This window comes from Elusimicrobiota bacterium (assembly GCA_016788905.1).
Lineage (GTDB): Bacteria > Elusimicrobiota > Elusimicrobia > FEN-1173 > FEN-1173 > JADKHR01.
The window spans coordinates 12,786-31,427 of record JAEURZ010000010.1; the positions used below are offsets into that span (position 1 = coordinate 12,786).

18 protein-coding genes are annotated in these 18,642 nt (G+C 55.5%); 2 read left to right on the forward strand and 16 right to left on the reverse strand.

The features are described from left to right. Positions 1-8 precede the first annotated feature (8 nt). From hprK to JNK54_05715, 14 genes are all read right to left on the reverse strand, one after another. On the reverse strand, positions 9-995 hold the full coding sequence (gene hprK, locus JNK54_05650) for an HPr(Ser) kinase/phosphatase (GenBank protein MBL8023751.1): 987 nt from the start codon (positions 993-995) through the stop codon (positions 9-11). After that, positions 995-1,453 (reverse strand): PTS sugar transporter subunit IIA, encoded by a 459-nt coding sequence (locus JNK54_05655; protein ID MBL8023752.1) that lies wholly within the window; start codon positions 1,451-1,453, stop codon positions 995-997. Before JNK54_05655 ends, hprK begins: the two co-directional genes overlap by 1 nt. 19 nt (positions 1,454-1,472) lie before the next feature. Then, positions 1,473-1,994 (reverse strand): ribosome-associated translation inhibitor RaiA, encoded by a 522-nt coding sequence (gene raiA, locus JNK54_05660; GenBank protein MBL8023753.1) that lies wholly within the window; start codon positions 1,992-1,994, stop codon positions 1,473-1,475. A gap of 86 nt (positions 1,995-2,080) precedes the next feature. Further along, positions 2,081-2,800 carry an LPS export ABC transporter ATP-binding protein gene (gene lptB / locus JNK54_05665; protein MBL8023754.1) on the reverse strand — a complete coding sequence of 240 codons (720 nt, stop codon included), beginning with the start codon at positions 2,798-2,800 and terminating at the stop codon, positions 2,081-2,083. Then, positions 2,784-3,659 (reverse strand): hypothetical protein, encoded by an 876-nt coding sequence (locus JNK54_05670; GenBank protein ID MBL8023755.1) that lies wholly within the window; start codon positions 3,657-3,659, stop codon positions 2,784-2,786. Before JNK54_05670 ends, lptB begins: the two co-directional genes overlap by 17 nt. Further along, positions 3,656-4,219 carry an LPS export ABC transporter periplasmic protein LptC gene (lptC, locus tag JNK54_05675; GenBank protein MBL8023756.1) on the reverse strand — a complete coding sequence of 188 codons (564 nt, stop codon included), beginning with the start codon at positions 4,217-4,219 and terminating at the stop codon, positions 3,656-3,658. Before lptC ends, JNK54_05670 begins: the two co-directional genes overlap by 4 nt. After that, positions 4,188-4,775, reverse strand: coding sequence for an HAD hydrolase family protein (locus JNK54_05680; GenBank protein MBL8023757.1), 588 nt, complete (start codon positions 4,773-4,775; stop codon positions 4,188-4,190). Before JNK54_05680 ends, lptC begins: the two co-directional genes overlap by 32 nt. Further along, entirely contained in the window at positions 4,765-5,757 is a 993-nt protein-coding gene (locus JNK54_05685; protein MBL8023758.1) for a KpsF/GutQ family sugar-phosphate isomerase, read from the reverse strand. The genes JNK54_05680 and JNK54_05685 overlap by 11 nt, the downstream gene beginning before the upstream one ends. Positions 5,758-5,764: 7 nt before the next feature. Continuing rightward, a complete protein-coding gene (locus JNK54_05690; GenBank protein ID MBL8023759.1) occupies positions 5,765-5,986 on the reverse strand; it encodes a hypothetical protein in 222 nt (73 codons plus the stop codon). Positions 5,987-5,996: 10 nt separating this feature from the next. Further along, positions 5,997-6,854: a 3-deoxy-8-phosphooctulonate synthase gene (gene kdsA / locus JNK54_05695; protein ID MBL8023760.1), complete on the reverse strand. Its 858-nt coding sequence runs from the start codon at positions 6,852-6,854 to the stop codon at positions 5,997-5,999. 81 nt (positions 6,855-6,935) lie between these two features. After that, positions 6,936-7,136: a cold-shock protein gene (locus JNK54_05700; GenBank protein ID MBL8023761.1), complete on the reverse strand. Its 201-nt coding sequence runs from the start codon at positions 7,134-7,136 to the stop codon at positions 6,936-6,938. 208 nt (positions 7,137-7,344) lie between these two features. After that, complete coding sequence (locus tag JNK54_05705; GenBank protein MBL8023762.1) at positions 7,345-8,793, reverse strand: hypothetical protein; 1,449 nt, start codon at positions 8,791-8,793, stop codon at positions 7,345-7,347. A gap of 237 nt (positions 8,794-9,030) precedes the next feature. Then, positions 9,031-9,462 (reverse strand): hypothetical protein, encoded by a 432-nt coding sequence (locus tag JNK54_05710; protein MBL8023763.1) that lies wholly within the window; start codon positions 9,460-9,462, stop codon positions 9,031-9,033. Positions 9,463-9,515: 53 nt separating this feature from the next. Next, entirely contained in the window at positions 9,516-11,753 is a 2,238-nt protein-coding gene (locus JNK54_05715) for a UvrD-helicase domain-containing protein (GenBank protein MBL8023764.1), read from the reverse strand. 102 nt (positions 11,754-11,855) lie between these two features. On the opposite strand from JNK54_05715, the gene JNK54_05720 reads away from it, so the two are divergent. Both JNK54_05720 and JNK54_05725 read left to right on the forward strand, forming a co-directional pair. Continuing rightward, positions 11,856-13,139 carry a TolC family protein gene (locus JNK54_05720; protein ID MBL8023765.1) on the forward strand — a complete coding sequence of 428 codons (1,284 nt, stop codon included), beginning with the start codon at positions 11,856-11,858 and terminating at the stop codon, positions 13,137-13,139. Continuing rightward, complete coding sequence (locus tag JNK54_05725; protein MBL8023766.1) at positions 13,136-16,261, forward strand: efflux RND transporter permease subunit; 3,126 nt, start codon at positions 13,136-13,138, stop codon at positions 16,259-16,261. The genes JNK54_05720 and JNK54_05725 overlap by 4 nt, the downstream gene beginning before the upstream one ends. 11 nt (positions 16,262-16,272) lie before the next feature. Here JNK54_05725 and rlmD read toward each other — a convergent pair whose 3' ends face one another. Together rlmD and JNK54_05735 are read right to left on the reverse strand one after the other, a co-directional pair. After that, positions 16,273-17,448 (reverse strand): 23S rRNA (uracil(1939)-C(5))-methyltransferase RlmD, encoded by a 1,176-nt coding sequence (rlmD, locus tag JNK54_05730; GenBank protein MBL8023767.1) that lies wholly within the window; start codon positions 17,446-17,448, stop codon positions 16,273-16,275. 33 nt (positions 17,449-17,481) lie between these two features. Continuing rightward, positions 17,482-18,627: an ATP-binding protein gene (locus JNK54_05735; GenBank protein MBL8023768.1), complete on the reverse strand. Its 1,146-nt coding sequence runs from the start codon at positions 18,625-18,627 to the stop codon at positions 17,482-17,484. Positions 18,628-18,642: the final 15 nt, after the last annotated feature.

The following is an 18,642-nucleotide window of genomic DNA, read 5'->3' on the forward strand; positions in this document are numbered from 1 at the left end:
CGGGGCCATCAGGGACGGTTCTGGGCCCGCGCGCTGTGGCCCGACATGCGTTGAATAAGGCGCTCGTTCAATTCCCGAGCCGAGTGCACCCCGTGTTGCTTTAAGCGCTGGTTCAAGGTGGCCACTTCAATCAACGCGCCCAAATTTCGTCCCGGTTGAACGGGGACCCTGATTTCAGGGACGGCCACACCCAACAACGTGGTGCTTTTTTCTTCAAGGCCCATACGGTCATACTCTTTTTTGTTGTCCCATGTTTCCAAATAAATAACCAGTTCGATTAACGACCGTTTTAGGACAGCACCCACACCAAAAATTTTCCAAACGTCAATGATCCCCAGCCCGCGGACTTCCATGTGATGCTGAACCAACTGGTGTCCCGCGCCAACCAAAATACCGCCAGGCTTGTGGCGAACCTCCACGCGATCGTCCGCCACCAACATGTGGCTCCGTTTCAACAATTCCAAAGCGCACTCCGATTTCCCGATGCCCGACGAACCCAGGATCAAAACGCCCATGCCATACACGTTCACCAATGTTCCGTGCAGAGAAGTGGTGGGGGCCAAGCGCTCTTCCAAATAGGCCGTGAGTTCCCCGATGAAACGAGCGGTTTCCCATTGGGATTGAAAGAGGGGGATTTTGTAATGGTCACACTGCTCCAACATCTCGCGCACCGGCTCTCGGCCGTGGGTCAGGATAACGCAGGGGAGATCCGAAGCGGAGAGAAGCCGGTCAAAAATTTCCATGCGTTGAGCGCTCGACAACGTGGCGGTAAAAGCGGACTCTCCCATCCCAAACACCTGCATCCGTTCGCCCCGGTAGAACTCAAAAAACCCAGCGAGGGTGAGCCCCGGCCGATTGATGTCGGCCACGCGAATCAACCGTTGAAATCCTTCTTGCCCCGCCAAGAGAGAAAGGCGAAGGGGCTCCGCTTGGCTTTTCCAAAGTTCCTCGACGTGTAGGGGCGGGGGCTTCCCCGCGGCCGCGTCGGGAGGCATCAGTACTCGTCTTCTTCGCGAATGATCTTCAGGATTTCGTCGGCGCTCTTGGAATCTTTCAACGCTTGTCGAAAAAATTTATCCTTCAACAAACGAGAGACTTTCGCCAACGCTTTTAAATGATTTCCCGCCGCGTCCGGTGGAGCGATGAGAAGAAAAACGATATGCACCGGTTCCCCATCCAAGGAATCGAAATCCACCCCCCGCCGTGAAATCCCCAGAGCGGCGGCTTGGGCTTTAATCGACGGCGCTTTCCCGTGCGGAATGGCCACCCCTTGCCCAATGCCGGTGGAGCCGAGGGCTTCGCGTTCTTCGAGGATGTGAACCATAGCTTTTGGATCTGGCAGTTTTCCAGCTTTCCCCAACAGGGCACAGAGCTCTTCCAAAACTTCTTTTTTGGAGGCGGCCGACAACTCGACAGAGATGGCGTTGGAAGGGAGGATATCAACGAGTTTCATAGGGAAAGTCCTTAAAAGGCTAGAGGTTGGGCTCAAGCAGCCCGAATGTGGCATCCTGCCGTCGATAGATAATTCGAACAGCGTCGTCATCCCCCAAAAACAGGAGAAAATCCATGTCGGTATCGTCCAACGCACGGGAAGCCTCGGCAACGGAAAGGGTGCGGGGGGTGACTCGACTGATCCGCGTGATCACAGGCTCCTTGGAGGGCTCGGGAAGGGGGTCAACCTCCGGACGAGATTTCTCCCCCCGACGACCGCGAACCCGGCGATCCTTCTCGCGGGAAAAGTGCAACTGAAGTTTCTCCACCGCCAAGTCAATGGCGGCGTAGAGGTCACCCGCCACTTCGCGGGCGCGGAAATCATGATGCCCTTGAGCGTGGACAACCACTTCAGCGATGTGACGGTGTTTTTCAACGCCCAATATCACTTGGGCGCGCAAGACGATTTCGAAATGGCGGGCAATGCGTTCCAGCTTCTTGCGTGTGTGTTCGGCCAAGGCCGGGGTTAATTCGATGTGGCGGGCGGTAATATGAATTTGCATAGGGGTCCCTATGAATCAGTATTGGTTAAAACTCAATTTAACATTTACAACGGAAGAGTGTCAATTTCAAGCCGTTGATTTCAGGGTCATAACCGAAACTTTTCACCCAGATAGAGCCGCCGAGCTTCCGGAGATTTCATCAGATCGTGGGCCCCTCCGTGGACCAGAATGCGTCCGGCGTGAATGATGTAAGCCCGATCGACTATTTCAAGGGTCGCCCGAACATTGTGGTCCGTGATCAGCAAACCCAGCCCTTTTGATTTCAGTTGACCTAAAACCTCTTGAATATCGTTCACCGCTAAGGGGTCAATTCCCACAAACGGCTCGTCCAGGAGCAGGTAGCGCGGGTCGGTCACCAACGCTCGAGCGATTTCCGTCCGACGCTTTTCTCCCCCCGAAAGGGTGTAGGCCATCTGCTTGGCCAATCGGGTCAACCCCAGATCGGACAAAAGCCCATCACGTTTGGCGACTTTTTCCTCCGGGGTTAAGGGAAGATGCTCTAAAATGGCGTCCAGATTATCACGGACCGACAACCGTCGAAAAATGGAGGGTTCTTGAGCCAGATACCCCAACCCCGCCCGAGCCCGCTTAAACATCGGGAGGTCTGAAACATCTTTTCCATCGATTGAAATCCGGCCCCCGTCCGGACGAAGCAGCCCCACCGCCATATGAAAACTGGTTGTCTTCCCAGCCCCGTTGGGCCCCAAAAGGCCCACGATTTCACCGGGATTGACCTCCACGGTGACACCGTCCACCACAAGGCGCGCGCCATAGGCCTTCTTTAAATTTTCAGCGATTAGAGACACCGGTGTTCCCTCCTTCCCTTGATTCCCCCGCGGGAGTCGTCACAGCGGATTCATACAGGAGATCGGCCCGCACCCTTTTTTCCACCACCAGACGCCGATCCGTCGGATGCATATCGATGAGGAGGCCCCTTAACTCCCGCTTATCCCACCCGTGAATCTGCCGGGCGTAAGGTCGATCCAACGCGGGGGGAGGGCCCCCAGGAACCGCCATTCCCGACCAAGGAACGAAAGCGCCTTCCAGCCGAAACCGATCCAACGGGCCATCAAAATCCACTCGGTCGGACCATAACTCTGTCAGCCGATCGACCGGTCCCCGTTCGACACTCCTTAAGTAAACCCCGCCACTTCCCTGAACCACCCCAGCGGAGACCCCCGCGGAAGAGGTGGATCGTTCCACCCGAGCCAACGTGATCTGAGGGGATTCCATATCCACGGTCCCCCCGGACACACGACCCTTCACTTCCGGCGTCCGCCGCGCCCGGGCCGGACGGCCCTTCCCCCACAAGGTCCCGGAAGCGGTCTGCGTGTCGTAAACCGCCCGGTCTCCCCAGGCTTCCCACAGCACCGGCTGGTCCGAACTTTCCCGTCGAAAAAAAACACTCCCCCACGCACGAGCGAACGTGTTCTTTTCTTCCGTAACCAGACGATCCGCCGATAAAAAATCGCTCCCCCGCGTCAACGTCACTTTGCCCAGAAACTCCACCGATTCACCTTTCCCGATCACCCGAGCCGATTCACTCGTGATGATGGTCTTGGGAAGATCCGTGGACACCACCACTGGATTCTCCGCCGCTAAAACGCCCCCTCCCAACCCGAGAGCCATAATCAGCGCCCCCCCCAAAAAAGAGGCCTGGTTCATTTCTTTTTAAAAATCCGATTGTCTTCCGGGGCAATTTCTCCCCGTTGGTTCCGGATCACCAAATCCGAAAGGTCCGACCGTGCCTCCCACCCGATCCCCTTGACCACCGATCGCCCCCGTGTCACAGTGACAGGCGCGGTGGACACAAAACGATCCGCCGCCTTTTCATACTGAACCCAATCACTCTCCAGGCGAACGCCTTGGGCGGACACCATCACCACCCCGCCCCCCGCCCAAAAGTCCTTTGACGCGGTGTCCATACGCCCCTGGGCGGCGGTGACCGTTGAACTGGGCCGTCCCTCCGTGAAAAATTGGACTTGAGGCGTCTCCAAATCCACCCGGTGTTCAGTATCAAAAAGATCGGCGTGAGGGGAAAACAACGTCCAATGGTGCGTGCCCCCCTGAAAAGAGTCCATGGAAAATTTCCCCAACGTCTGATCCGGCGGTCCACCGCCAGGATCGGCTTCGCGAGACGTGACCGGGCCCCTCCCACACGCCGCCAAGGAGACCAACACGATCGCCGCGACGTTACGGGTTCGGCCGACGGTCCGGGTTCTCATAGTGTTCCAGTAACGGCCCCAGAAGTCCTTGGGATTCCAGAACGAAATCAACCACCTCCCGCACCGCACCCCGTCCGCCCGCCGCCCGCGTCACCCAGTGGCACACTTTTTTAATTTCGGGATGCGCGTCAGCGGGACACACCGCCAACCCGGCCCGCCGCAGGGCGGGCAAGTCCACCAAATCGTCCCCCACGAAAAGGGTTTCCGAACTTTTGACTTTCACGTCCGCCATGGTGGACTCGAGCGCGATCCCTTTGTGATCACAGTTCTGATGAAGGACAGCCACCCCCACTTCTTTGGCGCGGGCTTCCACCTGGCGGGATTTGCGTCCCGTGATCCAGGCCAGACGGAACCGTTCTCCGAACTTTTTTAACATGAAGAAAGCGATTCGGTCCTTCACGTTCCAAAACTTAATTTCTTCCCCTGACTCCAGAAGAATGATGGATCCCTCGGTCAAAACGCCATCCACGTCCATGGCGAACAACCGGATGGCGCGGGCGCGGGCGCGCAACGCCCGGGTCGTTAAAATCTGTCGCTTCGATTTTTTAAGAGACAAGTCCTTCCTCCAGAAGATCTTTTTCGTCCAAAACGCCCACGGGTCGTTTCCGTCCGTCCACCACGGGGAAATTGTCCAACCCAAACTTCCGAAAGAGGATGGCCACATCGGACGCCAACTCTTCGGGTGACAAGGTCCGGGGCCGGCGGGTCATGACCGACGAAAGGGTCCGGGTGAGCAAGGCCGGGTCCTCCTGCAGTTTCCGCCGAAGATCTCCGTCTGTAAACACCCCCACCAACCGGCCGCGTTTGTCCACCACCGAGGCGGCCCCCAACCGGGTCTTCGTCATCACGGCCAAAGCATCGTCCACCCGGCGGGATTCCAGAACAAGAGGATTATCCGAACCCTTCCGCATCAAATCGCCCACCCGGAGCGTCAATTTTTTTCCCAAGGTCCCCGCGGGATGCAAGCGGGCAAAGTCTTCCCGACCAAACCCCCGCATTTCCATAACGAGCAGAGCCAAGGCATCGCCTAGGGCCAACATGGCCGTGGTCGAAGCGGTGGGGGTAATATTGAAGGGACAGGCTTCGCTGGAGACCGCGGTGTTGATCACCACCTGGGCCGCGCGCCCTAACGGAGAGCGGGGCCGCCCCGTCATGGCAATGAGGAAAACCCGCAAGGTCCGTAGCGTCCCCAGAATTTTTTTCAGCTCCTCCGTTTCACCGGAATGGGACAACGCCAGAACGGTGTCTCCAGGGAGCAGCATCCCCACATCGCCATGCAACCCCTCCGTGGGATGAACAAAAAACGACGCGGTTCCAGTCGACGATAGAGTGGCGGCCAATTTTCGCCCGATCAGTCCTGATTTTCCAATGCCCATGACCACCACACGACCCCGGGTCCGAATCAGACGCTCCGCCGCCTGAAGAAATGACCGGTCCAAATGGCGCGCTTGTTCGGCCACCGCGCGAGATTCAATGAGAAGGGTTCGACGCGCACGGGCCAGCCAGCGCGCGGCCGATTGAGGGGAGGGTTTTTTCATTTCAAAACTACTTTTTTAACCAGGGGGTCAATTCCACGGGGATGTCCCGCAACGCGTAGGGCTCCGGGAGCGAAGAAAGCCACCTGTCGACGGCCAAATAAAAAATAGCGCAGAACACATAGATGCCCACCAGGGCTTTCAAATGCCACCGCCACGTGGGCCGCCACGGTGCGGTCAGAGGTGCCACCCCAGGGGCAGAGGGCATTTTCGGGGAGTCGTATTTTTTCATGGAACCCTCTCTAGAGGAAATTGTTGCGGGTGAACCCGCGCCCTTTGACCACCCGGTCGAGGGCTTGAAGCCGTTTCAAAAGTTCCGGCACATGGGCCAAACGAACCGCGTTGGGACCATCGGAAAGCGCTTTTTCGGGGTCAGGATGCACCTCCATAAAAACCGCCGCCACCCCCACCGCCACAGCGGCCCGGGCCAAGGGATAAATAAACTCCCGTTGCCCACCCGACGCCGTACCTTTCCCCCCTGGCAACTGAACCGAATGGGTCGCGTCAAACACCACCGGCGATCCGAACCCCCGCAGCACATCGAGACTCCGCATGTCCACCACCAAATTGTTGTAACCGAAAGAGGCCCCACGCTCGGTGAGAAGCAAACGATCAGACCCCGCGTCCCGCACTTTCTCAACAATATTTTTTGTGTCCCAAGGGGAGAGGAACTGTCCCTTTTTCACGTTGATCACCCGACCCGATTGGGCCGCGGCCACCACCAAATCCGTTTGACGGCACAGGAAAGCGGGGATCTGTAAGATGTCCGCCACCGTCGCTGCGGCCGGAATTTCAGAAACGGAATGAACATCGGTCAGGATGGGCAAGCCCCACTCCCGTTTGACTTTGGCCAAGACCGCCAACCCTTCCGAAGCCCCCCTCCCGCGAAAAGAAGTGGAAGAAGAGCGGTTGGCCTTATCGTAAGAAGCCTTAAAGATAACAGGCACACGCAACCGGCGACCGATCTCGTGAAGTCGGGCGGCAATCCGTAACGTGAGCGCTTCGCTTTCAACCACGCAAGGCCCCGCGATGAGGACAAACGGACGGTCGTTAGAAATTTTGATGGAGCCCAAGGAAACGGTGGTTTGTTTGTTTTTCATAGGGGACACATTATACCTAAAAAAAGAGAAAGGCCCCCACCGGCAAAACCGATGGGAGCCTTTCCTAACGAAGCCTATTGGTTACAACGGGCGAACGTTGGCGGCCTGCAAGCCTTTGGGGCCTTTGGTCACCTCGAGCTCCACCGCTTGACCATCATTCAGGGACTTGTAGCCTTCCCCTTGAATGGCCGAGAAGTGTACAAACACGTCCTCCGCACCACCCTCGGGGGTAATGAAACCAAACCCTTTGGATGCGTTGAACCATTTCACTGTGCCTTTCATTGAAACATCACCGTCCATGTAAGATAGTTTCTGAAGCGCATTCCTGAGCGAATCTCACGCGAAAAAAAGCCGCGAGGACGTTTGTCCACACGGCCTGTTACGATGATGTTCCACCGACGTACCGGAAGCCAAACTTCAATCTTACGGCCTTCATTATGCCATGTCTACAGATTTTGTCAAGTCTTTTTTGAAGCAACCTAAAGCCCTATCACTCCAACTTCCGAATGGTCCCGATGAGATAACCCAAGTTTCGCAAAGGACTGTCCGGGTTCTTTTTCTCGATAATTTTCACCGCCGCATCCACCCGTTCCCGCCCATATTGGCTTTCCAAACGAATCAACTGTTCCATCCCCTTCACATCGGAATCTTCAAACACCTCGGCGGCGGCCTTCCGGGCCCGGTCAAACGCCTCGTCCCCATAGCGCAAGGAGAGGGATTGCATCTTTTTTTTCAACTCCAACGGGTCGTAAAGCGCGTTGGGGGTGTAAAAAGTCGGCTTCCGAGGGATATCCGCTCCCGTGTAAGGCGCGTATTCAATCTCCAACAGGTTCCGCCGCCGAAGCCCTGTGGCTCCCTGACCAAAAAACCAACGCGAGGCCCCGTAACGACGGGTTAAGACCTTGTGCGCCACCGACCACCGGGGACGACGCGTGGACACCGCGGACTCATATTGAGAAACGAGATAAAAACTTTTTTCTCGAAAAAGGAGTTCCCGATCCCAGCCCAAAGACCAATAGGGCAGAGGGATAAAGGCCGAACGTGGGCCAGACCAAGGGGTGAGACTCACCGCCACGTGATGGGGGCCCGGTGTGAAGGAGAGAAGCCCATAGGAATTCTGAAGTTTCGTCATTATTTTCCTATTTTCACGACGATAAGACGAAGGTTTTCGCGTGGAGGTTCCCAACGCTTGCGCCAGTTTCAAATCATCCAATAAGAAGGAAACCCCAAAGGGAAGGTCCCGGGTGGCCTGCTCTTTGAGAAGAAACAGGTACAGATCAAACGCCCGCGCGTCCTGCCGCCTCACCATACGCCCAAACAGGTCCGGCTTTTCGAGAAACGCCCCCGGCACCTCCACGCCTTCCCTTTCGTTCTGGGGCAAGGGGTCCTGCTGGGGGATAGCCCGAACGCTGGCCAAGACATCCCGCGCCACGTCGGTGGACCGAACGATGACGTTCGCCTCAACATTCCGGTTAAAAGCCGAATCCGTCCAATTGGAGGATCCCAAAAGAACGGTTATTCCGTCGATCACCACCACTTTCGAATGGGTATAAGTGGACGGGCTGTCGAAATAAACGGGAATCCCCTGCGCCCGCAGGAATTGATAAGCCGGCGTGTTCTTCCCTTCGGACAAATCCCCCGTTCCCAAGAAATCGATGTTTTGATCCAGAAGAACTTCCACATGAACCCCACGATCATGGGCTCTCTTGAGGGCATGAGCCAATGCAAACACCGGCGACTCCGATTGATGGGGCCGAAAGGTAAAGGAGTAAAGACAAACCGTAATCGAGGAAGTCGCCTGCCCTAGTTCCGATTCAACCGTCTGAAAATATTCCCGAGCCGGCACAAACCGAACCTCGCCCCCCCAACCCACTCCAGAGCAAACCGAAATCCAGAAACAAACCCACCCAAAGAAAAGCCGTCCCCTCCGTCTCTTCAACAAGAGATCCCTCCGATTTACAGTGTTTTATACTCCAGCATTTAGGGGAGGTTGTGTCAAAATCGTGGGTGTAAATCCCGCGTTCCGCTTCGCCTTCTTCACCATTTCTTCCACCATCCCTGCCTCCTCGCGGAGGCCTTTGGGAGGGGATCTCTAGATGAGTATCGGGTTAACTGGTCCAAAAATTCATCCGACGAGAAACATGGGAATGATAAAACTGAACCCGGACTTATATACCTAGGACTCCACGATCTCCAACCGATCAATTCCATGGGTTTCCGTTTCGGCCTGGTATCTTTCTTCCAAGGGACGAAGGGCCCGTAACTGTTGATCCGGGGACATCTTTTCTAAAGCGTCTTGACCTTTGTCCTCCTCCACATCCCGAATCGCCATTCGGGTGACCAATTCTTCCCAAAAGGTCTCATCATTGTATTCGTCCAATACCCCGTGAAACTTCTCCTCCAAGTTTTGCGAGGGGACATAGACGTTCTCTTTTCCGTTGAAGGTCACCCAGTCTCCACACCCCGCCGCCTTGGCCTCTTTATATATTTTCTGTTCAAGGGAATACGGATTCACCGTTGAATCGGGTTCCGCGTGTGCGTTTTTCACCCAATCGGCCAAACAAACCATTTCAAGCAACTTCCTGAATTCAGCTTCTGAAAATTCCATTTGAACCATCCTTCCCTCCACTGAGTCACGTTTTTAGGAAATTTTTAAAAAAGTTAAGCGGGCTCGAAGTTGGCGTAGCGGGCTAAAATTTGTTTTCGCGCTCCGGAATCGAAGAGGACCGTGACTTTAACGTTTTCCCCGGTCCCGGATTTGTCCAAGATCTTTCCTTCCCCAAAGAGGGGATGGCGAACCCGTTGTCCCGAACGAAGGGGATTGGGGCCCTTGGCGAGTGTGGGAACTGTGGCGTCCTCATCGGGATCATAGGACCCCAGCGGAGCGGGGGCGGTGGCCCCCCGCGATGGGGAAAAGCCCCGTGACTCTTGCCCCCAAGAAGAAGACGTGGAAGCCCGGGGCATGGGAGCCTCGATCAACCCCGCTTCGGTAACAAATCGGGACGGGACGTTCCAGTGGGACCTCCCATAAATACGACGGGAAGAAGCCGAGGTCAGCGTCAAAAGTTCCCGGGCGCGCGTGATGGCCACGTAAGCCAGCCGCCGTTCCTCTTCCAACTCTTTTTCATCAAAGGAAGATTCACCGATGGGGAACAACCCCTCTTCCAAACCCGTCACATAGACAATGGGAAACTCAAGGCCCTTGGCCAAATGAACCGTCATAAGAGTGACCGAGCCGCCATCTTCCTTAAGAGCATCCAGCCCCGAAGCTAATGAAACCTTCTCGAGGAAAGACGCCACAGTTTTGTCTTCCATGGCTTCCTCAAATTCTTTAGCCGCGTTCACCAGTTCCTGCAGGTTGTCCAGTCGGTGCGCGGCTTCCGGGTCCGACCCAGCCTGTTCTTCCCAATAAGCCCAGTAACCCGCCGACTCTAAGACGGTTTGAACCATAAAAGCCGCCGTGCCCGTGGGCAGGGCGGCTTGCAAGGACTTCATGATATCCAAAAACTTGTTTAAATTTCCCCGGGCACCGGAGGGAGCCTCGGGATTCTGGGCCATGACGGTGACCGCGTCATAAAAACTGACACCACGGACGGCGGCATCTGCTTCCAGCGCCTGAAGGGTCGTTTTCCCTATCCCCCGCGTCGGGACGTTAATGATGCGTTTGACCGCTACAGAATCGGCCGGGTTCACCGCCACGCGCAAATAGGCCAAAACATCTTTTACTTCCATCCGCTCGTAAAACCGCAAGCTTCCCACCAGCGTGTAGGGAATATTTTCCCGACGGAACGCATCTTCCAAAACCCGAGACTGGGCGTTCGTGCGATAAAACACAGCGATGTCCGACCGCCGCCGGCCCTCGGCCAAATACCGGGCCGACTCTCGCGCAATAAACCCCGCCTCTTGAAGTTCGTCCGCAAATTCCTGAAACCGAACGGGCTCTCCCTCCCCTTTGTCTGTCCACAATTGTTTGTCTTTCCGGAACTTATTCTTGGAGATCACGTTGTGGGCAACGGTCAGAATGGGTTGCGTGGAGCGATAATTCTGCTCCAACTTTACCACTTTGGCTCCAGAATAATCCCGCTCGTATTCCAAGATATTGCGCACATCCGCCCCACGGAAAGAGTAGATGGATTGGTCATCGTCCCCCACCACACAGAGATTCTTGGGAGGAGCCACCAAATGTTTCGCCAACAAATATTGGGCGTGATTGGTGTCTTGGTACTCATCCACCATCACATGGCGGAACCGGGCCTGGTATTTCTGCCGAAGAGGGATATTGTCCCGCAACGCCACCGAAACGCGCAGGATCAGGTCACCAAAATCCAAAGCGTTCGCCCGGATCAGTTTTTTCTGGTAGTGCCCGTAAAGAGTGGCAGCCACTTGGCGAAAAGGATCGTTTTGAGCCATGGCATGGATCGCGTAGGATTCCGCGTCCAGGAGGTCATCTTTGGCACGGGAAATAACACCCAAGACCTGGTTTGGTTTGTATTTTTTCTCGTCCAATTTCAATTCGCGGAGAACTTCTTTCAACACCTGGGCCTGATCGTTGGAATCGTAGATCACATAGTGCGGGTCCAACCCCACCGCGGCCGCTTCCACCCGGAGAAACTGGGCACAAAAAGCGTGGAACGTGGATATCCAAACCCCCCGCCCCGCCCCGCCCGTAAGCTCGTCCACCCGGTGCCGCATTTCGGCCGCCGCCTTATTGGTAAAGGTGACGGCAAGAATGTTCCAAGCCGGAACGCCCTCCGACAACAAATGAGCGATCCGGAAGGTAATGACCCGTGTTTTTCCCGACCCAGCACCGGCCAAAATCAGCAGGGGCCCTTCCCCATGGGTCACGGCTTCCCGTTGAGGAGGATTCAATGTATCAAGGAGTTGCGGATCGAGGGCCATGGCTGGAAGGCGCATTATACCAGATGAAACCCCAGAACGTGGGGATGGGAGTTTATTTAATACCTGCAAGGAATCCCCGCTTTAGATAGAATGTGTCCGATCATGAATCGAACGATCCGTTTTGTTCCACTTCTTATCGCGTTCTCTATCTCTGCGAGAGCGGGCGATCTGCCGTCCCCACGAACAGGGCAGGCGTTTGACCTGAAGTACTGTTACCAGCTTGCCGCTGAAAAAAGTGAGCCGCTCAAACGCCAGAAAGAATCCATCCGTCAGTCCGCGCTCCAGGCCCAGGCGGCCCTGGGGGGTATTTTTCCCCGCTTTTCCTGGGATTGGAGAGACATCCGACAGGAGAGCAGCGGAATGAATTCCGGGTTATTGGGCGAGGGGCAGGAAAAAAATCAAGTGGAATCCAAATTCATGCTGGAGCAACCCCTTTTTACGGGCCTGAGAGAATTTTCCGCCTATTCCGGATTTAAGAAACAGCAAGCCCGGGACCAGTGGCGGTTGCGTCAATCGGAACTTCAACTCTATAACGAGGTCGCCCAGGCCTATTTCGATATTTTGTCTCTGGAAACCGCCCAGGCCAACGGCACCACTTCTGTAAAATTAGCCCAGGAACGAGTGGACGAACTGAAATCCTTTTTCCGGCTCGGCAAGTCCCGGGAAGGAGAAGTCTTGAGCGCGGAATCGCAACTGGCCGCCTTGAAAGCCGTCCAGGTTCACTTGAAGGGACAAATCCTCGTGGCCCGTGAAACCCTCACGTTCTTGCTCGGCCAGAACCTGGGCCCTCTCCCAATTTCCCCTCCCGAGAGGGGAGATCCCCCATCCCCTTTGAACACCTATTTAAACCTGGCCGCCCAACGGCCAGACCTGGAAGCCCAACGGGAGGAAATTTTAGGCCAAGCGCTTCGGGTTCGCTACGAAAAGGGTTCCTACTGGCCCAGCGCCAAGGTCGCGGGAAATTATTACACCCAACGGCCCTCGGTTTACGATTCCATCCATTGGGACGTGATGCTGAACTTGAACGTCCCCCTCTTCCAGGGGGGAACCGTCAAAGCCCGCGTGAACGAAGCCCGCTCCATCCTGACACAAGCCCAATTGACATTGGAACAAGCGGAACGGAGCGTTCAAAGCGACGTTAAAAAGGCCTACGCCGCTTGGACGTCCTCTCTTGACGAAGCCCCGCCCCTGGCGGAAGCCTACCGGACCGCCCAAAAAAGTTACGAAGCCCAACGGCGAGAATACCGGCTCGGGTTGGTGACCAATCTCGACGTTTTGAACGCCATGAACTTAATGCAAGCCGCCAAACGCGCCCTGGATGACGCGAGCGTGGAATCCCAACGTCGGCAGGTGGCCTTAGGGGTCGCCACGGGGACCTTACCATGAAACTTTCCGACATCGCCATAAAAAATCCTGTGTTTGCCTGGATGCTCATGGCAGGGATGATCATCTTTGGCATCATCAGCTTTTTCTCCATTGGAAAAAGTCAGTTGCCCGATGTGGATTTCCCCATCATCAGCGTGATGACCCGCTGGGAAGGGGCCTCACCCGAAGTGATGGAAACAGACGTGGTGGACGTGATTGAAGATGCCGTTACCTCCGTCAAGGGCGTGAAGAAAATAAATTCCACGTCCCGGCTTGGCCAAGCGTCCATCATTATCGAATTTGATTTAAAAACGGATGTGGATGTGGCCCTCCAAGAAGTTCAAAGCACCATCTCCCAGGCCCAATTCAACCTGCCGAAAGATTTGGATCCCCCAATCATTGCCAAGTTCAATCCAGAGGATCAGCCGTTCATGTGGTTGTCGGTTTCGGGAGACCGGCCCCTGCGCTACTTGATGGAGTTGGTGCGGGACAACCTGAAACAAGAGTTCACCACCATTCCCGGTGTCGGAAACGTCTTCCTGGGTGGCTATGTGGAACCGTCCCTGCGGGTGTGGTTGGATCCTCAAAAAATGAGAGACACGGAAATCACCGTCCAGGACGTGGTGGCCGCCGTTCAAAGTGAACACAGCGAAAGACCCGCGGGGTATTTAACCTCCCCCACGGTAGAATGGAACCTCCGGGTGATGGGGGAGATCTCGGACCCGGCGGAATTCAAAAACCTCATTATTCCCACCCGAAATGGAGCACCGGTTTATCGACCGTTCCGATTGAAAGACGTGGCCACGGTGGAAGACGGCTTGGCCGACGCCCGAGCCATCTCCCGCGTCAATCAGAAACCCGCCGTGGGGTTGGGGATCTTGAAACAGCGGAACGCGAACATGGTGGAAGTGGGCGAACGCGTCATCAAAAAAGTGGAAGCCCTTCAAAAAACCCTTCCGGAAGGCATCTTCTTGGCGGTCAACTTTGACGGCACAGCGTTTGTGAAACAGTCCACCCACGAGCTGAACTTTAACCTCATTCTTGCGGCGGCCCTCACCTCCCTCATCTGTTGGCTCTTCTTGGGTTCATGGAGTTCCGCCATGAACATCATCCTGGCGATCCCCACATCCATTCTGGGGACCTTCATTATTCTCCAAATGCTGGGGTTCACCCAAAACACGTTTACCCTTTTAGGCCTGACCCTGGTCGTCGGTGTCGTTGTGGACGACGCGATCATGGTCTTGGAAAACATCGTTCGGCACCGGGAAATGGGCGAACCACGGGTGCAAGCGTCCATCTTGGGCGCGCGGGAAATCTATTTCGCCGCTATGGCCACCTCAGTGGCCATCCTGGCCATCTTCGTCCCCGTGGTGTTTATCAAAGGGGTGATTGGCAAGTATTTCTTCCAGTTCGGGATGACCATTTCGGTGGCCGTCATGCTTTCCCTTTTAGAAGCCCTCACCTTAGCTCCCATGCGCTGTTCCCAATTTCTGGAAGTGGGCCAAGGGGGCATCGTTTCCCGAGGGATGGATCGGCTCATGGGTGTTCTCTCCCAGGGGTATACCACCGCGTTGCAACTCTGCCTGCGAAATCGATGGAAAGTGGTGGTCCTTTCGATCGTCCTTTTTTCCGCTTCTCTCTACCTTTTCAAACCCATTAAGAAAGAGCTGATGCCTCCCCAAGACCAAAGCATGCTTTTCGTACGCCTGCAAACCCCGGTGGGGTCCTCCTTGGCTTTTACCGATGAAACATTAAAAAAAGCGGAAGACTTCACCCTTTCGCGCGGCGAAGTGGAACGGTACTACGCCGCCGTGGGCGGTTTTGAAGGCGGTGAAATCAACTCCGCCTTCATGTTTATTACCCTCAAGCAACCGAACGATCGCCCTGTTCCCTCGGGCCGGAAAAAATCGTTCACCCAACAGGAACTCATGGACATTTTCCGGGACGAATTAAACAAGCTCCCTGGCGTTGAAAAAGCTCTTTTGCAAGACCTCTCCGTGGCCGGAGGCGGCGCGGAACCCGGGTTTCCCGTGGACCTCTCGCTGCGAGGCCGAGACTGGGACGAACTGGCGGAGGTCAGCGAAAAAGTCAAAACCCGGATGATCGAAACAGGTCTCATGGTGGATGTCGATTCCAACTACGAACTCGGCATGCCGGAAGTCCAAATATTTCCAAACCGCAAGGCCGCGGCGGAACGCGGCGTCAGTATCTCGGCCATTGGAGAGGTTGTCAATGCCACCCTGGGCGGTCAACGGGTGGGCAAATTTTCCCGGGGAGGACGACGCTACGACATCCGGGTTCGGTTCCCCGAACGCTATCGGGACAACCCCTCCGACATCCAAAAAATCAGCGTGCGGAACAACCGCGGCCAGGTGGTTCCTTTAACCGACGTGACCACGGTCCAAGAACGAAAAACACTGCTTACCATCACCCGGGAAAATCGCTCTCGAGCCATTCGCCTTTTTGCCAACGTCGCCACGGGAAAATCCCAGGCCGACGCCATGGCCGCCATGCGGAAAATCGAAAAAGAGGTCGTTCCAGAAGGCGTGAAGATGGTTTTCACCGGCGCCTCAGAAACGTTTCAAGAAGCCTTCCTGGGCCTCGTGGTCGCCCTGGTTTTGGGCGTGCTCATCGCCTACATGGTCATGGGGTCCCAATTCAACAGTTTCATTCACCCCGCGTTGGTCTTGATCGCGCTCCCCTTTAGTGTTACAGGCGCCGTCTTGGCCCTCTGGCTCGGGGGCCAGTCGCTCAACATGTTCAGTATGATTGGGATTGTGCTCTTAATGGGTATCGTGAAGAAAAACGCGATCATGCTGGTGGATTTCACCAATGAACGGCGAACCAAAAAAGGTCTCAATGTACAAGACGCCCTCATGGAAGCCTGTCCCATTCGACTTCGCCCCATTCTCATGACAACAGTGGCCACCGTGGCCGCCGCCATTCCCCCCGCCCTGGCCCTGGGCCCGGGCGCCGAAACCCGGGTCCCCATGGCCCTCGTCATCATCGGTGGTGTTTTGGTCTCCGCGCTCCTGACCCTCTTCGTCGTCCCCTGCGCGTACAGCCTCACCGCCAAACTCGAAAGCCACAAACACGACGCCGACCTCAAAGAAGCCCTCAAACAGTTGGGCGAACTTCCGTAATTCGAATCTCTTTACCTTTTTGAAAGGTTTTCCCTTTTATTCAAAAACACAACGGTTTCCACATGGGGCGTGTGCGGAAAAAGGTCCACCACCTGAACACTATCGATGCGGTAGGTCGACGCGAGAGAAACCAGATCCTTCGCGAGTGATTCCGGATTGCACGACACGTAAATCCATTGTTCAATGGGGTGGTCCAGCAAAAGTTTTCTCACATCGGGTTGAAGTCCCGGCCGGGGCGGATCCAAGACCGCCCGGGCGCCGGGGGATTTCCACCTTTCCAGGAATTCCGCTGATTGAGCAAACGTGGAGGCATCCATGGCGTGAAATTCCGTTTGGGAAACCCCGAAAGATTCGGCGTTGGATCGGGCATCCGCCACGGCTTGGGGATTGAGTTCAATCCCGATGACGTGCTTCACGCGATCCGCACAATAGAGCCCAATCGATCCAGAACCACAATAAAGATCAAAAAGTGTTCCCCCAGAGGTCGGAAGACCTCCTTTGATCACCTGATACAGTCGTTCCGCCCCCCGGGTATTGGTTTGAAAAAATGTCCGGGGCGATATCCGGAAAGTCAGATCCCCCAATTTGTCTTCGATAAAACCGGGTCCCAAAAGGACCGCCCGTTCTTCCCCCCACGCCACATCCGATAAGCCCGCGTTCACGCTCCAGACCACCGTGTCCACCCGCGCTTCGGAAGACCGAAGGGCCGCCAAGAAAGATTCCCGAGGGATTTCCCCCTCGCTGGTGACCAAACACACCATCCGTTGCCCCGTGTTCTTCCCTTCCCGCACCACAAGGTAACGTAAGAAACCCCGGTGGGATTTTAAATGATAGGTGGGAAGTTTTTCTTGAATGGCCCAGGCCCGTACCGCCGCAAGAAGGGGCCCCACCTCCGGGGATTGGAGCCGACATTCGGTCAGATCGACTATTCGATCGAATTTCCCTTTCTGACGAAGTCCCAAGAGCGGCGGTTGATCCTTCAACCCACCAAACGCGAATTCCATTTTATTGCGGTAATAAACGGTATCCGGGGAAGGAAGAATTGGGAGGAAAGCCGCGGGAGAAAAGGGAGCGAGCACACGTCGCACCAAATCCTCTTTGAACGCCAACTGATCCCCGTAGGCTTGATCTTGTGTGGCGCACCCCCCGCAAACCCCAAAATGGGGGCAAAGATCCGAATCGGTCAATGGAAGAGAATGGAAAAAGCGGAGAGGTTTTGACTATTCAAAAATTTCCCCATCCCAGAGCCGGGTTAAAAAATGGGGCACCGTCCAAACATCCCCGTGGGAAGACACGCGATCTCGATCTCCTAAAAAGACACCTAAGCATTTTACCCGCGACCCCAGTTCCTCCCGGATTCGACGCAGACCCTGTCCATAGCGGTCTTCCCACCTTGAAGCACTTTTTATTTCCAGGGCCAAATATCCACGTTGGGTTTCGAAGAGAACATCCACTTCCACCCCATCGTGACTTCTCCAGAACGACAGGGGATAATGGAGGCGGTGATAGGAAAGATAGGCGCGCAGTTCACTCAGGAGAAGCGTTTCAACCAGAAATCCTTTTTCCTCCGGCTGAACCGGATAGGCGGCCCGCTCCGATAAAGCACGGGCCACCCCGGGATCAAAAAAATAAAACTTAGGATGTGTCGCTTGTTTGGTGGCCCGTTTTAATTTCCAGGCCGGCAACCAAAACCCCATCAAGGTATCGATCAACACCTCAAAAAAACCCTGTACGGTTTGTCGAGCCACAAGCGCGTCTCGTGAAATATTTGAAACATTGGTGACCTGCCCGTTTTGGCGAGCCGCCACTTCTAAAAAACGAGCAAAACCACCCAAGTTTCGAGTCAGAGCCTCGCTTTTGACTTCTTCCTGCAGGTAGGTTTGGGTGTATCCCCTCAAAAAGGTGGCTGGATCTTCACTGTGCCAAGACAGGGGGAGAGTTCCAAACCGGAGAGCCCGCTCGACATCAAACCGATGGCCCAATTCACGGGAAACCAAGGGGAACAGGCTGAGCGGAATCGCCCGCCCCCCAAGCAAATTGGCTGCTCCCCGTCGGAGCTTTCGTGCGCTGGACCCCGACATTAAAAACCGAAAATGTTTTTCCTCCATGAGGCGGTGAACATCATCTAAAAGGGATGGGACTTTCTGAATTTCATCGAGGATAATCCAGGATCCTGGTTTTTTCCCAACCAGTTCCCGGTACAGGAGTCCCGGTTCCTTCCCCAAACGGAGGGATTTCTGGGCATCCAACAGGTCGTAGGAGATCCCTTTCGGGCCTTGGGCTTTCAACCACGTCGACTTCCCGGTTCCCCGCGGACCGAAAAGGAAAGCCGACGCTCGAGGAGGAGATAATAATCTGTTAAGCATGTCGGCAATTATACC

Excerpts from the sequence above, each read along its gene's own strand:
- JNK54_05735 (MBL8023768.1), bottom strand. The coding sequence starts at position 18,627 with ATGCTTAACAGATTATTATCTCCTCCTCGAGCGTCGGCTTTCCTTTTC.
- lptC (MBL8023756.1), bottom strand. The coding sequence starts at position 4,219 with ATGAGAACCCGGACCGTCGGCCGAACCCGTAACGTCGCGGCGATCGTG.
- JNK54_05670 (MBL8023755.1), bottom strand. The coding sequence starts at position 3,659 with ATGAACCAGGCCTCTTTTTTGGGGGGGGCGCTGATTATGGCTCTCGGG.
- JNK54_05655 (MBL8023752.1), bottom strand. The coding sequence starts at position 1,453 with ATGAAACTCGTTGATATCCTCCCTTCCAACGCCATCTCTGTCGAGTTG.
- JNK54_05720 (MBL8023765.1), top strand. The coding sequence starts at position 11,856 with ATGAATCGAACGATCCGTTTTGTTCCACTTCTTATCGCGTTCTCTATC.
- JNK54_05725 (MBL8023766.1), top strand. The coding sequence starts at position 13,136 with ATGAAACTTTCCGACATCGCCATAAAAAATCCTGTGTTTGCCTGGATG.
- kdsA (MBL8023760.1), bottom strand. The coding sequence starts at position 6,854 with ATGAAAAACAAACAAACCACCGTTTCCTTGGGCTCCATCAAAATTTCT.
- JNK54_05685 (MBL8023758.1), bottom strand. The coding sequence starts at position 5,757 with ATGAAAAAACCCTCCCCTCAATCGGCCGCGCGCTGGCTGGCCCGTGCG.
- JNK54_05715 (MBL8023764.1), bottom strand. The coding sequence starts at position 11,753 with ATGGCCCTCGATCCGCAACTCCTTGATACATTGAATCCTCCTCAACGG.
- hprK (MBL8023751.1), bottom strand. The coding sequence starts at position 995 with ATGCCTCCCGACGCGGCCGCGGGGAAGCCCCCGCCCCTACACGTCGAG.
- JNK54_05690 (MBL8023759.1), bottom strand. The coding sequence starts at position 5,986 with ATGAAAAAATACGACTCCCCGAAAATGCCCTCTGCCCCTGGGGTGGCA.
- JNK54_05700 (MBL8023761.1), bottom strand. The coding sequence starts at position 7,136 with ATGAAAGGCACAGTGAAATGGTTCAACGCATCCAAAGGGTTTGGTTTC.
- raiA (MBL8023753.1), bottom strand. The coding sequence starts at position 1,994 with ATGCAAATTCATATTACCGCCCGCCACATCGAATTAACCCCGGCCTTG.
- JNK54_05710 (MBL8023763.1), bottom strand. The coding sequence starts at position 9,462 with ATGGAATTTTCAGAAGCTGAATTCAGGAAGTTGCTTGAAATGGTTTGT.